This window comes from Bacillus sp. JK106 (assembly GCF_053663355.1).
In genome coordinates, this window is the sequence record NZ_JBSJQC010000001.1 from 1 (window position 1) to 13,946 (window position 13,946).

The following is a 13,946-nucleotide window of genomic DNA, read 5'->3' on the forward strand; positions in this document are numbered from 1 at the left end:
TACTCACCCGTCCGCCGCTAACATCAGGGAGCAAGCTCCCATCTGTCCGCTCGACTTGCATGTATTAGGCACGCCGCCAGCGTTCGTCCTGAGCCAGGATCAAACTCTCCGATAAAGTAGTTTGACTGACTACGCACATCACTGTGCGATTTATTTAAAACTTTGAATTAACAGGTACGTTTTGTCTTGTTTAGTTTTCAAAGAACTTTTCCACTTCTCTCGAAGCGACCTCTTAATCATAACATTTTCAGTTTGCTAGGTCAATACTTTTTTAAAAAATATTTTCGCTAGGCTTGCCTTTCTATTAAAAAGACAACAAAAAGAATTATATCAGCATCATCACTATGTGTCAAAGCTTTTTTTCATTTCTTTATATAGTAAAAGCGCAGCCTGTTGCAGCTGCGCTTTTTCGTTTATACTTCTTCCGTTTCTTCCGGCTCTTCTTCATTCTTTTCCACAAGCGCCACAGTGGCTACATGCTCTTGATCAGACATGCGGATCAGACGGACGCCTTGAGTTACGCGTCCCGTAGTGGAGATATCATTAATATCCATTCTGATTAACACGCCGCTTGCCGTAATAATCATTAAGTCCTCTTCGCCTTTTGTTGCTTTCACGGTTACTAACGGACCGTTGCTGTCAGTGATTTTACATGTTTTAAGGCCTTTTCCGCCCCGGCTTTGAACTCTGTATTCTGAAGCTGGTGTGCGTTTGCCGTAGCCGTTTTCTGTCACTATGAGGACATGGGAGTCTTCTTCAAGAATCTCCATGCCTACAACGACATCATCGTCTGTCAGCGTAATGCCTTTAACACCCGCAGCTGTGCGTCCCATTTGTCTTACATCTTCTTCAGGGAAACGGATCAGCAAACCGTTCTTCGTTCCGATGATGATTTGTTTCTTGCCGTCAGTCAGGCGGACGGCCATCAGTTCATCGTCTTCCCGGAGACCTAGGGCGATCAGCCCGTTATTCCGTATATTCGCAAACTGGGACAGTGCCGTACGTTTCGACACCCCTTGTTTGGTCGTAAAGAAGAGGTATTGCTCCTCATCAAACGTGCTGACCGGAATAATGGCATTAATCCATTCGCCTTTTTCAACTTCCAGAAGGTTAATAATCGGAATGCCTTTTGCCGTTCGGCCGTATTCAGGGATTTCATATCCTTTAGAACGGTATACCTTCCCTTTATTAGAGAAGAACAGAATCGTATCGTGCGTTGATGTGGAAATTAAGTGTTCCACAAAGTCATCTTCATTCGTTCCCATTCCCTGTACGCCTTTTCCGCCCCGTTTTTGGCTGCGGTATGTGGACGCCGGGAGACGTTTAACATAGCCGTTATGGGTCAGTGTGATGACGATATTTTCTCTCTCGATAAGATCTTCATCTTCAATTGTTTCAAGACCGGACGTCACAATTTCAGTGCGTCTCTCATCATTGAAACGCTCTTTGATTTCATTAAGTTCTTCACGGATGATCTCAAGAACTCTTTCTTCATTGGCTAAAATATCTTTCAGCTCAGCGATAAGCGCAACAAGTGATTGATATTCCTCTTCAATCTTTTCGCGCTCCAGACCGGTTAATCGCTGAAGGCGCATATCCAGAATGGCTTGCGCTTGTTTTTCAGTCAGTGAGAATTGTTCGATCAAACCTGTTCTCGCAATTTCAGCCGTCTGGGAATTGCGGATAAGAGAAATAACGGCATCTAAATGATCGAGAGCAATTCTTAAACCTTCCAAAATGTGAGCTCTCGCTTCCGCTTTGCGGAGTTCGTAAGCCGTTCTGCGCCGGATCACAACCTTTTGGTGATCAAGATAATGCTCCAGACATTGTTTCAGGCTTAGTACCTTCGGCTGTCCGTCAACGAGCGCCAGCAGGTTGATCCCGAAAGACGTCTGCAGGGCCGTTTGTTTGTACAGGTTATTCAAAATGACGTGAGCATTGGCGTCACGGCGGATCTCAATGACGATTCTCATTCCGTTACGGTCGGATTCGTCTCGCAGATCGGTAATTCCTTCGATTTTTTTGTCCCGGACAAGATCCGCGATTTTTTCAATTAATCTCGCTTTGTTCACCTGATAAGGAAGTTCCGTGACAATAATTCTTTCTTTTCCCGATGAAGTCTCTTCGATTTCAGCCTTAGCCCGGATTGTGATTGATCCCCGTCCGGATTCATATGCCTTGCGGATGCCGCTCCGGCCCAAAATCTGACCTGCAGTCGGAAAATCCGGGCCCGGGATGTATTCCATCAGCTCCTGGTTTGTAATCTCAGGATTCTCACTTACGGCAAGCACGCCTTCAATGACTTCCCCAAGCTGATGCGGGGGAATGTTTGTCGCCATTCCGACCGCAATACCGGCAGCCCCGTTTACGAGCAGATTCGGAAATCTCGAAGGCATGACGGCAGGCTCTCTTTCTGAACCGTCATAGTTATCTTGATAGTCAATCGTGTCTTTCGTAATGTCACGCAGAATTTCCATTGCGATTTTTGACATTCTTGCTTCTGTGTAACGCATCGCGGCCGCTGAGTCGCCGTCAACCGAACCGAAGTTGCCGTGTCCGTCAACAAGCATGTAGCGGTAGTTAAAATCCTGCGCCATTCTGACCATTGATTCGTAAACCGCTGAGTCACCGTGCGGGTGGTACTTACCGATAACTTCACCGACGATACGGGCAGATTTTTTATATGGTTTGTCACTGGTCATGCCTAAATCATTCATTGCGTACAAAATCCGTCTGTGAACCGGCTTCAGACCGTCACGCACATCCGGAAGCGCCCGGGATACGATAACGCTCATTGCATAGTCCAGGAAGGATGTCCGCATTTCCTGACTGATATTGACTTCACGTACTTGTGGTGTGTTTTGTTCACTCATTAAAAAAACCTCCCTGAAGTATCACATGAAATAATGTGGGAGTAGATTGTCCATTATGATCTTCAATACGATTTCACTATTCTCCATTATATCAATAAACTTGTGTTTATACACATTAATTTAGTAGAATATACGGGTTTTGCGGGTTTTCAGAGGCTTTAGAAGCCGCTTTGAGAAAAAAGCCTTATTTCTTAACGAAAATAAGGCTTTCTTGGTTAAATATCAAGATTTTTCACGTATCTGGCGTTTGCTTCTATGAAGTTTCTCCGCGGTTCTACTTTGTCACCCATCAGCATTTCAAAAGTCTCGTCAGCGTCCATTGCATCTTCAAGATTGACTTGCAGAAGCGTTCTGGTCGCAGGGTCCATTGTCGTTTCCCAAAGCTGAGTCGCGTTCATTTCTCCAAGACCTTTATAACGCTGGAGGCCGGGCTTAGGTGATTGCGGAAGCTCTTTTAACAGCTCATCAAGCTGCTTATCGTTATAAGCGTATTCCACCCGTTTTCCCTGCTGCACTTTATAAAGCGGCGGCTGGGCAATGTAGACATAGCCGTTTTCGATGATTTCCCGCATGTATCTGTAGAAGAACGTTAATAAAAGCGTTCTGATATGGGCGCCGTCAACATCGGCATCCGTCATGATGACCACTTTATGATAACGCGCTTTTTCAAGATTAAAATCTTCTCCGATTCCTGTTCCGAGGGCCGTGATCATTGATCTGACCTCATTGTTTGAGAGAATCTTATCAAGTCTGGCTTTCTCAACGTTCAGAATCTTACCGCGCAGCGGCAGAATGGCTTGGAAATGACGGTCCCGTCCCTGTTTCGCTGATCCGCCCGCAGAGTCACCCTCTACGATATACAGCTCGGAAATGCTCGGATCTTTAGAAGAACAGTCCGCCAGTTTGCCCGGCAGATTGGAAATCTCAAGCGCACTTTTGCGCCGGGTCAATTCCCGGGCTTTTTTCGCCGCCATCCGCGCTCTTGCGGCCATTAAACCTTTTTCAACGATTTTGCGGGCTGAGTCCGGATTTTCAAGAAGGAATGTTTCCAGCGCAGAAGAAAACAGCGTATCAGTGATCGTTCTCGCTTCGGAGTTGCCGAGCTTGGTTTTCGTCTGCCCTTCGAATTGCGGATCAGGGTGCTTAATTGAAATAATGGCAGTCAGCCCTTCTCTCACATCATCCCCGCTTAAATTCGGATCATTTTCTTTGAAAATCCCTTTTCTTCTTGCATAGTCGTTTATGACACGGGTCAGACCGGTTTTAAATCCGGCCTCGTGCGTGCCGCCTTCGTATGTGTTGATATTATTTGTGAAAGAATAAATATTGCTTGTATAGCTGTCGTTGTATTGCAATGCAACTTCAACCGTTATGCCGTCTTTCTCGCCTTCGATATAAATCGGCTCTTCATGAACGACTTCTTTGGAACGGTTTAAGTACTCAACATAGCTTTTGATTCCGCCTTCGTAGTGGTACTCGTTTTTCCGTTCTTGTCCTTCACGTTTGTCTTCAATCGTGATGTTTACGCCTTTTGTCAGGAAGGCCAATTCCCGGACACGGTTTGAAAGCAGATCATAGTCATATACGGTTGTTTCTTTGAAAATTTCCGGATCCGGAACGAAGTGCGTAATCGTTCCGGTCTTATCAGTTTCGCCGATCACTTCAAGATCAGCCACAGGTACACCGCGCTCGTACGCCTGATAGTGGATTTTCCCGTCACGATGAACCGTAACGTCAAGAGTGGTCGACAAGGCGTTTACGACGGACGCCCCTACACCGTGAAGACCGCCGGATACTTTATATCCGCTTCCGTCAAATTTACCGCCGGCGTGGAGAACGGTCATGATGACTTCAACCGCAGGGCGGCCCATCTTCTCCTGGATACCGACCGGAATTCCGCGCCCGTTGTCCTTAACGGTAATGCTGTTATCTTTTTCAATCTCGATGTTAATATCTGTACAATAACCGGCCAGGGCTTCGTCAATACTGTTGTCGACGATTTCCCACACCAAATGGTGAAGGCCTTTGCTGTTAGTTGATCCGATGTACATCCCCGGTCTCTTTCGAACAGCTTCCAAACCTTCTAATACCTGTATCTGATTCTCATCATAACTATTTTGCTGCTGTTCCATAGCCATGCACATTCACCTACACTTTTCTTAAACGATAATATATTCATTGTAAAGATCCGCTAAGAATCTATTTCTAACATAAATTGCGCACGTTTCTTCAGTGTGCCGGAAGATAAGGGAGAGTAATATATATTCTCAGTCGTGACTACGATAGACTTTGGCGTGCCGTTTACGGACGGCACTACTTTTTCTTTCTGTCTGTCCAGAAATTCTTCAACGATCGGCGATACATTGACCTTGCAGTCAAAAATGCCGACAATATCGCGGGTTGAAACGACAAAGTCGTCACCTAAATGAATATACAATCGCTCACCTCATTTCTTCACTTCACTAACGTACCGTTTTCCACACGGAACATTCCTGCTTGATGTAAGGTATCGTGGTCAATGCCATCCACGCTCGTCGTGGTGACAAATGTCTGCACACGGCCTTGGATCGTATGAAGCAAATGGGACTGCCGGTAATCATCCAGCTCGCTTAGTACATCATCCAAAAGTAAAATGGGGTATTCTCCGATTTCTTCATGAATCAAATCTATTTCAGCCAGCTTCAGAGACAAAGCCGTCGTACGCTGCTGTCCCTGCGAACCGTAAGTCTGCACATCGCGTCCGTTCACATAAAAAAGGACATCATCCCGATGCGGTCCGAATAATGTGACGCCTCGTTCTATTTCTTTTTCTTTTAATTTCGAAAAAGACTCCTGGTAGCTGTTACCTATTTTCGACAAATCTTTAGGATCTGATACATCAAGCGCCGTGTGATACTTAAGCGTCAGTTCTTCAAGTCCCCGGGAAATGCCGGAATGGATCGGCTGCGCCCATTTTTCAAGCTGCGCCGTAAACTGCAGACGTTTGGCGACAACTTTTGCGGCTGCTTCAATCAGCTGATCAGTGAGAACGTCAAGCATGGTCCGGTCAGTCTGTTTCCGGCTTTGCAGCTGTTTCAGAAAATGATTCCGCTGTGAAAGGATTTTTTGATAAAGAGATAAATCATACAGATAAACGGCAGAAACCTGCCCGATCTCCATATCGAGAAATCTTCTCCTCACCTGAGGGCTTCCTTTGACGAGATTTAAATCCTCAGGGGCAAACATAATGGTGTTCAGCGCTCCGACATACTGACTGAGTTTTTGCTGCTCTATATGATTGACCTTGCCCTTTTTACCTTTTTTGGAGATGACAAGCTGCATCGGGATGTCCCCGTTGCGTTTCATCACTCTTCCTTCTATTTTAGCATAGTCTTCGTCCCACCGTATAAGTTCTTTGTCATTTGAGGTGCGGTGTGATTTTGCCATCGAAAGGACATAGATGGCTTCCATCAGATTGGTTTTGCCTTGGGCATTTTCCCCGATGATCACATTCACCTTGTTTTCGAATTGAAGCTCAGCGCGCTCATAATTACGGTAGGATGTTAATTCTAAATTTTGGATATACAACCGCTGTCACCCGCTTTAATTGACGACTTGAAATGAACCAAATCCTTCAATCGCGACCACGTCTCCAACGTAAAGCTTTCTGCCGCGGCGATTGTCAGGTTCATTGTTGACAGTCACCTCATGCTCGCTCAGAAACCACTTCGCCATGCCGCCGGACTGAATCACATCGGCTAATTTTAAAAACTGGCCAAGCGTAATCATTTCTGTATCAATCGAAATCGGATTTGCCATAATATCGACCTCTTTCAAATATCACTAATATCTAATTGTACTAAAAAATCCTGAAATAAGGAAAGGGAAAACTTGAGGGAGCGGCTGATGAATAGAAAAGCTGCCGAACTAAGCCGGCAGCACATTCTGTTTGATTAATACGTTCTGACCGGAAGGATGAGCTGAACGATGGTCTCATCATTCGGCGTACGGATAAGAAACGGTCTCATCGCTCCCGTAAAGCTGATGCGGATGTCCGCTCCTTCAAGTACTTTCAGTGCGTCCATCATATATTTTGGACTGAATGAAATATTTAATTCCTCGCCGTCAATCTGGTCAGCCAGCACAGCTTCGACCACTTTCCCGATTTCCGGAGAATTTGATGAAATCTCAAGCGAATCGGCCGGTTTGGCAGAAAGCTTTACAACGTTGTTGCGGCCTTCTCTCGCCAATAAAGAAGCACGGTCTATCGCCTGTAAAAATTCCTTCGTGTTCACGACGATTTCCGTTTTGCTTTCCTGCGGAATTAAGCTGGTCGTGTCCGGATAGTTTCCGTCAAGCAATCTTGAGAAGAACAATACGTTTTTCGCTTTGAACAGAACTTGGGTTTCTGTAATGACGATATCCACCAGCTCTTGGTTGTCATCAAGAATTTTGCTCAGCTCGGTTAAGCTTTTCCCGGGAATGACCACGTTATAAGTACTGTCTTCCGGAATATCAAGCTTCGCCTTTCTTAAAGCGAGTCGGTGGCTATCCGTGGCAGTGCATAATAATTCACCGTTTTCAACTTTCCAGTTTACACCTGTCAAGATAGGGCGTGTTTCTGAGGCGGACACAGCGAACACGGTTTGGCGGATCAGGTTTTTCAAAAGATCCGTCGGAATCTGAATGGCGTGATGCTCTTCGATTTGCGGTAGATGCGGATATTCATCTGCATCAAGGCCGTTTAAATTAAATTCGGCTTTTCCGGAACGGATAATCGTTAAATATTGATTTTGAACTTCGATTTCAACAGTCGCCATCGGCAGTTTTTTAACGATTTCACTGAAGAAACGCGCTTGAAGCACGATACTTCCCGGCTGATCAATCGTCACGATTTCTTTATCATCATCTTCTTTCGGAATGAATGACTCAATTGAAATATCAGAGTCACTTCCTGTGAAAGATACTCCTTCATCTGAGGCGACGATCTTAATACCGGTGAGAATGGGAATTGTGGTTCTGGATGAAACGGCTTTTAGAACGTCTTGTACACTTTCGACTAACCGATCTTTTTGAATCGTAAATTTCATGTTTATCCTCCTAACGGATAATATAATTAATATATTTTAAAAATAGCAGTAGTAATAGTAGGGCCTGTGGATTTGTGGATAAGTTGTGAAAAAGACAGGAAACACAGCCTATCCCCATGTGGACAGACTGTGTATGGCTATGAAAAAGTTATTCACACTTTCCCCGATTCATCCGAGGACACTATTATTTAAGCAGTTCTTTTATTTCTTTCACCTGCTGCTGAAGCTGCTCGTCATCAATCAGCAGTTTTGAAATCTTTTCGTGGGCGTGAATGACGGTTGTATGGTCTCTCCCGCCAAATTCTTCCCCGATTTTAGGCAAAGAAGAATCCGTCATTTCTCTTGAAAGATACATTGCAATTTGTCTTGGGAAAGCCACTGATTTCGTACGCTTTTTCGCTTTGAAATCTTCAAGCTTAATGTTGAACTGCTGTCCGACAATCCGCTGAATCTCTTTTATCGTAATGACCTTCGGCTTAGAAGACGGAATAATATCTTTCAATGCTTCTGCTGCCAGGTCTGCGTTAATGTCTTTATTGATTAAGGATGAATAGGCAACAACCCGGATTAATGCCCCTTCCAGTTCGCGGATGTTGCTGTCAATCTGATTCGCGATGTAAAGCATGACCTCGTTCGGAATATCAAGGCCCTCCGCCTTCGCTTTCTTTCTCAGAATGGCAATCCGCGTTTCCAGATCCGGCGGTGTGATATCTGTAATCAATCCCCATTCGAACCGCGAACGCAGGCGGTCTTCAAGGGTCGGGATCTCTTTCGGCGGTCTGTCACTGGAAATCACGATTTGTTTGCTTTCTTCATGAAGCGTGTTGAATGTATGGAAAAACTCTTCCTGTGTTTGTTCTTTTCCGGCTAAAAATTGAATATCATCTATCAAAAGTACATCAACGTTCCGGTAGCGGTTGCGGAAATCAACGGCTTTATTATCGCGGATTGAGTTGATGAATTCATTTGTGAATTTTTCAGAAGACAGGTACACCACTTTGGCTGAAGGATTATGATCAATGACATAATGGCCGATCGCGTGCATTAAGTGGGTTTTTCCTAAGCCGACTCCCCCGTATATAAATAAAGGGTTGTACGCTTTAGCGGGTGCTTCCGCCACAGCCAGTGATGCTGCATGGGCGAATCGGTTTCCCGATCCGATGACGAATGTGTCGAATGTATATTTCGGGTTGAGCATGCTTTGGGGAAAATCAGACGGTTCCTCTTTTGCCGCTTTTTTCACTTGCGGTTTCGGCAAAAAGTCTTCTTCGTCCTGATTTTGAGGAATGACAAATTTGACGCTCAATTCTTCCCCGGTTAATTCATATATGGTATCTGCAATGAGATGTAAGTACCTGGACTCCAGCCAGTCTCTGGCAAATTCATTGGGAGCGGTGATGGTTAAGGTATCTCCTTGCAGCGAATGGGCTTTCGTCGACTTCATCCAAGTTTCGAAACTCGGTTTGCTTAGCTTTTTCTCAATTTGAGCTAGAGCTTGATTCCAAAGATCCAATATATTCTCCATTATCCGGCACAGCCCTCCTTTTCTTTAAAAAATCAGCGCCCTTCCCCTGTTATAGAACACAAAAAAAGAGCATATGGCTCTGACCATTCGTACACACGAAATGTTGAAAACATATAGTATAGTAGAAAAATAGCTTTTCGACAAATTCCACAAGTTGTGGACAACAATCTACACAAGCTGTGTGAAAACAATCCACAACTTATCCACAATTTGTGGATAAAGAGAATGGACTGGATAAGTAATTAAGAGTTAAAACACAAATATAATATCAAATTAAGCGAGGACTTGCAATGGTTCTTGTAATCTTATCCACAAACCTGACAACTTGTTGAAAAATCTTTGTCCACAGGGGTTAGCAATGTGAAAATGTTGTCGATAACGATTGTGGATATTAAAAAAAGACCGAAAAATTATCCACATGACGTTTTTTCGGGGGAGCGCGGCTTTTTTTGTGCGTTAAAAAAAGGAATATGAAAAATAAGGTTTCTAATCTGGTTAAGGTATGTTATCCTATTATGGTTGTAAGAAATAAAAGCACTGCTGAAGTTGACAATGAATAGGCAGCACAAATATAATAAGTAAGACTGTCTTTAACAGCTATTCCTCGAGGGAGGTGTCATAAATGAAAAGAACATTCCAACCGAATAACCGTAAACGCAGTAAAGTTCATGGCTTCAGAAGCCGTATGAGTTCAAAAAACGGTCGTCTAGTATTAGCACGCCGTCGCCGCAAAGGCAGAAAAGTATTATCAGCTTAGGCCACTGAATAATGTCAGTGGTCTTTTTTCACATTAAGAGAAAAGAGATGTCATGCGTCGCCCGGTACTGGAGAAATTTCTTCAGTATTCCGGCGGCCCGTTTTTTTTAGATAGAAATAAAAGTTTCTGCGAGTGAATATCGGAGTGAATTAAAGTGAAGAAGCGAAATCGGTTAAAGAAAAATGAAGATTTTCAAAAAGTGTTTAAACGCGGAACGTCTATGGCAAACCGCCAGTTCGTGCTGTATACGCTTGATCAGCCGAAACAGGAAGAGCTCCGGGTAGGGCTTTCTGTCAGTAAAAAAATCGGCAATGCCGTCGTGCGCAATCGGGTGAAGCGGTTAATCAGACAGGCGGTTCAGGAGGAAAAAGAGCTGCTCAAGCCGAAAGATTTTATTATTATCGCAAGAAAACCCGCCGGCGACCTCAGTTTTGAAGAAACGAAAAAGAGTCTGCAGCACTTATTCAGAAAAACCTCATTATATAAGAAATCTTCGTCAAAATAGCTCATATTTTGTTTTCTTCACGTTTTTAAAAGCGCTTCCTTTTATTTGGCGAAAAATGAACGCCATTTGAAACTGAAAGATGCTAAAATACATACAAGGTTTATAAAGATTGGTATAGGAGGAAACGTTCTTGAAAAGGAGAATATGGTTACTACTGAGTATGGTCGGTATGCTCGTGCTGCTGGCCGGATGCTCGAGTGTGAAAGAGCCGATTACGGCGAATAGTCCGCATTTCTGGGACAAATATGTTGTGTATCCATTGTCAGAAGTCATTACGTACGTAGCGAAACTGACGGGCGATAACTATGGTTTATCGATCATCATCGTTACGATTCTAATTCGTCTGCTGATTCTGCCGCTGATGATCAAGCAGCTTCGAAGCTCAAAAGCGATGCAGGCGCTGCAGCCTGAAATGCAGAAGCTCAGAGAAAAATACAGCTCTAAAGATCAAAAAACGCAGCAGAAGCTTCAGCAGGAAACGATGGCCCTGTTTTCAAAGCACGGGGTAAACCCGCTGGCGGGATGTTTCCCGATCCTGATTCAAATGCCGATTTTGATCGGATTCTACCACGCCATTATGCGTACGCAAGCCATTTCACAGCACAGCTTTTTATGGTTTGATTTAGGAGAGAAGGATCCTTACTATATTCTTCCTATCGTTGCCGGTGTGGCCACTTTTGTCCAGCAGAAGCTGATGATGGCGGGAAATCCGACTCAGAATCCTCAAATGGCAATGATGGTATGGATTATGCCGATCATGATTATCGTATTTGCAATCAACTTCCCGAGTGCGCTTTCTCTGTATTGGGTAGTCGGAAACCTGTTTATGATTGCTCAGACATTCCTTATTAAAGGACCTGACATTAAACACGATCCGGAAACGCAGAAAGCCGGAGGAAAGAAAAAGTGAAGAAGGTGACTGCTGCGGGACGGAATGTCGAAGAAGCAGTTCAATCAGGCCTTCAGGAACTTCAACTGACGAAAGATCAAGTAGAAATAACAGTGGTGCAAGAAGAATATAAAGGGTTTTTGGGTATTTTCGGAAAAAAGAATGCGATCGTAGAACTTGAAGAGAAAAGAAATCCTGTTCAGGAAGCGAAAGCGTATTTGGAAGAAATCATCCATTCCATTGCCGGGCCTTCTGAGATTGTTACGGAAGAAAACAAGAAAACAGTCTGTTTTCACATTAAAGGTGAAAAAGCGGCGCTGCTTATTGGCAAAAGAGGACAAACACTCAATGCATTGGAAACATTGACGCAGCTTGTTTTGAACCGCGGCTCCGGCCAGTATCGCCAAGCCGTTGTCGACGCTGAGAATTATCGGCGGAAAAGAAGAGAAATTCTGGATCAGCTGGCAAACAGGCTGGCCAAGCAAGTGTCGAAAACGAAAAAAGAGGTGCATTTAGAACCGATGCCGTCAGGTGAAAGAAAAATCATCCATGACGCGCTGTCAAAGCATCCAAATATCAAAACGTTTTCTACCGGTGAAGGCCGGTACCGCCATCTCGTTATTTCCCATAAAGATAGCAGAAAACCGAAGTCCGGGTAAAATCGGAACTTCGGTTTTTTTATTGGTAAAAATGGCTCTATTCCTGAGCAGAATCGCATTTTTTGCGTTTAAGTTTTTTCTTTTTCGGTCTATGCTGTTGATAAAAAAGGTTTTAGGAAATAAAATTAATTGTTATTCACATGTGGATAAGTTAAAGTAATAAGGGATGAATTTCTGCTTTTGTGGATAACGTATCTTCCACTTCAAACCAAACTATGTTATCTTTTAATTTTGGCATAAATAAATTTTTTATATAGATGGAAACAGAGATAAAGAGAGGTGAACAGCATGGATACAATTGCAGCGATTTCAACTCCGATGGGTGAAGGCGCGATTGCGATCGTTCGGCTGAGCGGCCCGGAAGCCGTAAAGATCGCCGACAAAATGTACAAGGGTCCGAAAGGCAAAACGCTCAGTTCGGCAGAATCGCATACCATTCATTACGGGCATATCGCGGACAGTACGACGGGACGGATTATTGAGGAAGTCATGGTGTCTGTTTTAAGAGCGCCCAGAACATTCACAAGGGAAGATATCATTGAAATCAACTGTCACGGGGGTATTGTGACGGTTAATCAGGTGCTCCAGCTTGCTTTAAGAGAAGGTGCGAGACTGGCAGAACCCGGTGAGTTTACGAAGCGCGCATTTTTAAACGGACGGATTGACCTTTCACAGGCGGAAGCGGTGATGGATCTGATCAGGGCCAAAACGGACCGTGCCATGAATGTCGCCATGAACCAGATGGAAGGACGGCTTTCCGCGCTTGTCCGCCGTCTGCGTGATGAGTTGTTAGAAACACTTGCCCATGTTGAGGTGAATATAGATTATCCGGAATATGATGACGTCGAAGAAATGACGCATCAGCTTTTAGTGGAGAAGGCAAGCGGCGTGAAGAAAGAAATCGAGGCGCTGCTCCGTACGTCTGAGCAGGGGAAAATTTTGCGTGAGGGACTGTCTACCGTGATCATCGGCCGTCCGAACGTCGGGAAATCCTCTCTGCTTAACAGCCTTGTTCATGAAACGAAGGCGATTGTAACCGATATTCCGGGAACGACGCGTGATGTGATTGAGGAATATGTCAACGTGCGAGGCGTGCCGCTTCGGCTTGTCGATACCGCCGGAATCCGTGAGACAGAAGACATCGTCGAAAGAATCGGTGTGGAACGGTCACGGCAGGTTCTGAAGGAAGCGGATCTCATTTTGCTTGTGCTTAACCACAGCGAAGCGCTTTCTGAAGAAGATGTGAAATTGTTTGAAGCGGTTGAGGGAATGGACGTCATTGTCATTATGAATAAGACGGACCTTGAGGCTAAGATTGACGCTGAGCGCGTCAAGGAACTGGCGAAAGGCCGGCCTGTCGTCACGACCTCATTGTTGAAAGAAGAAGGCATTCAAGATTTAGAGGAAGCGATTCAGTCGCTATTTTATACAGGAGCGATCGAAAGCGGAGATCTCACCTATGTCAGCAACACCCGTCATATTTCGATTCTGCATCAGGCAAAGCAAGCGATTGATGATGCGCTGAACGGAATTGAACAGGATGTTCCGATTGATATGGTGCAAATTGATTTGACAAGGTGCTGGGAACTGCTGGGCGAAATCATCGGTGATGCCGTCCACGAAAGCTTAATTGATCAGCTCTTTTCACAATTTTGTTTAGGTAAATAAA

12 protein-coding genes and 1 rRNA gene are annotated in these 13,946 nt (G+C 44.5%); 5 read left to right on the plus strand and 8 right to left on the minus strand.

All coding sequences use genetic code 11. The features are described from left to right. The 8 genes from ACWJJS_RS00005 to dnaA form a co-directional block, all read right to left on the minus strand. Positions 1 to 115 (minus strand): 16S ribosomal RNA (locus ACWJJS_RS00005); the annotation flags it as partial. A gap of 298 nt (positions 116 to 413) precedes the next feature. Further along, positions 414 to 2,873, minus strand: coding sequence for a DNA gyrase subunit A (gene gyrA, locus ACWJJS_RS00010; protein WP_004392898.1), 2,460 nt, complete (start codon positions 2,871 to 2,873; stop codon positions 414 to 416). A gap of 215 nt (positions 2,874 to 3,088) precedes the next feature. Continuing rightward, entirely contained in the window at positions 3,089 to 5,005 is a 1,917-nt protein-coding gene (gene gyrB, locus ACWJJS_RS00015; RefSeq protein ID WP_004392900.1) for a DNA topoisomerase (ATP-hydrolyzing) subunit B, read from the minus strand. A 59-nt stretch (positions 5,006 to 5,064) separates the two neighbouring features. Continuing rightward, entirely contained in the window at positions 5,065 to 5,310 is a 246-nt protein-coding gene (remB, locus tag ACWJJS_RS00020; protein ID WP_004392908.1) for an extracellular matrix regulator RemB, read from the minus strand. Positions 5,311 to 5,327: 17 nt separating this feature from the next. After that, positions 5,328 to 6,440 (minus strand): DNA replication/repair protein RecF, encoded by a 1,113-nt coding sequence (recF, locus tag ACWJJS_RS00025; protein WP_007409910.1) that lies wholly within the window; start codon positions 6,438 to 6,440, stop codon positions 5,328 to 5,330. A gap of 15 nt (positions 6,441 to 6,455) precedes the next feature. Then, a complete protein-coding gene (gene rlbA, locus ACWJJS_RS00030) occupies positions 6,456 to 6,671 on the minus strand; it encodes a ribosome maturation protein RlbA (protein ID WP_004392910.1) in 216 nt (71 codons plus the stop codon). A gap of 134 nt (positions 6,672 to 6,805) precedes the next feature. Continuing rightward, the gene (dnaN, locus tag ACWJJS_RS00035; protein ID WP_094247315.1) at positions 6,806 to 7,942 is read right to left on the minus strand and encodes a DNA polymerase III subunit beta; all 1,137 of its coding nucleotides are present in this window, start codon (positions 7,940 to 7,942) and stop codon (positions 6,806 to 6,808) included. Between the two features lie 184 nt (positions 7,943 to 8,126). Continuing rightward, positions 8,127 to 9,467, minus strand: coding sequence for a chromosomal replication initiator protein DnaA (gene dnaA / locus ACWJJS_RS00040; protein ID WP_004392913.1), 1,341 nt, complete (start codon positions 9,465 to 9,467; stop codon positions 8,127 to 8,129). Positions 9,468 to 10,089: 622 nt separating this feature from the next. Here dnaA and rpmH point away from each other — a divergent pair. The 5 genes from rpmH to mnmE all read left to right on the plus strand — a co-directional run bounded on the left by rpmH (position 10,090) and on the right by mnmE (position 13,945). Next, positions 10,090 to 10,224 carry a 50S ribosomal protein L34 gene (rpmH, locus tag ACWJJS_RS00045; RefSeq protein WP_003178075.1) on the plus strand — a complete coding sequence of 45 codons (135 nt, stop codon included), beginning with the start codon at positions 10,090 to 10,092 and terminating at the stop codon, positions 10,222 to 10,224. Positions 10,225 to 10,378: 154 nt separating this feature from the next. After that, entirely contained in the window at positions 10,379 to 10,729 is a 351-nt protein-coding gene (gene rnpA, locus ACWJJS_RS00050) for a ribonuclease P protein component (RefSeq protein WP_004392944.1), read from the plus strand. Positions 10,730 to 10,889: 160 nt separating this feature from the next. After that, the gene (gene spoIIIJ / locus ACWJJS_RS00055) at positions 10,890 to 11,639 is read left to right on the plus strand and encodes a YidC family membrane integrase SpoIIIJ (RefSeq protein ID WP_007409906.1); all 750 of its coding nucleotides are present in this window, start codon (positions 10,890 to 10,892) and stop codon (positions 11,637 to 11,639) included. Then, positions 11,636 to 12,277 (plus strand): RNA-binding cell elongation regulator Jag/EloR, encoded by a 642-nt coding sequence (gene jag / locus ACWJJS_RS00060; RefSeq protein ID WP_004392953.1) that lies wholly within the window; start codon positions 11,636 to 11,638, stop codon positions 12,275 to 12,277. The genes spoIIIJ and jag overlap by 4 nt, the downstream gene beginning before the upstream one ends. A 288-nt stretch (positions 12,278 to 12,565) precedes the next feature. After that, positions 12,566 to 13,945 (plus strand): tRNA uridine-5-carboxymethylaminomethyl(34) synthesis GTPase MnmE, encoded by a 1,380-nt coding sequence (gene mnmE / locus ACWJJS_RS00065; protein WP_025854033.1) that lies wholly within the window; start codon positions 12,566 to 12,568, stop codon positions 13,943 to 13,945. Position 13,946 lies beyond the last annotated feature (1 nt).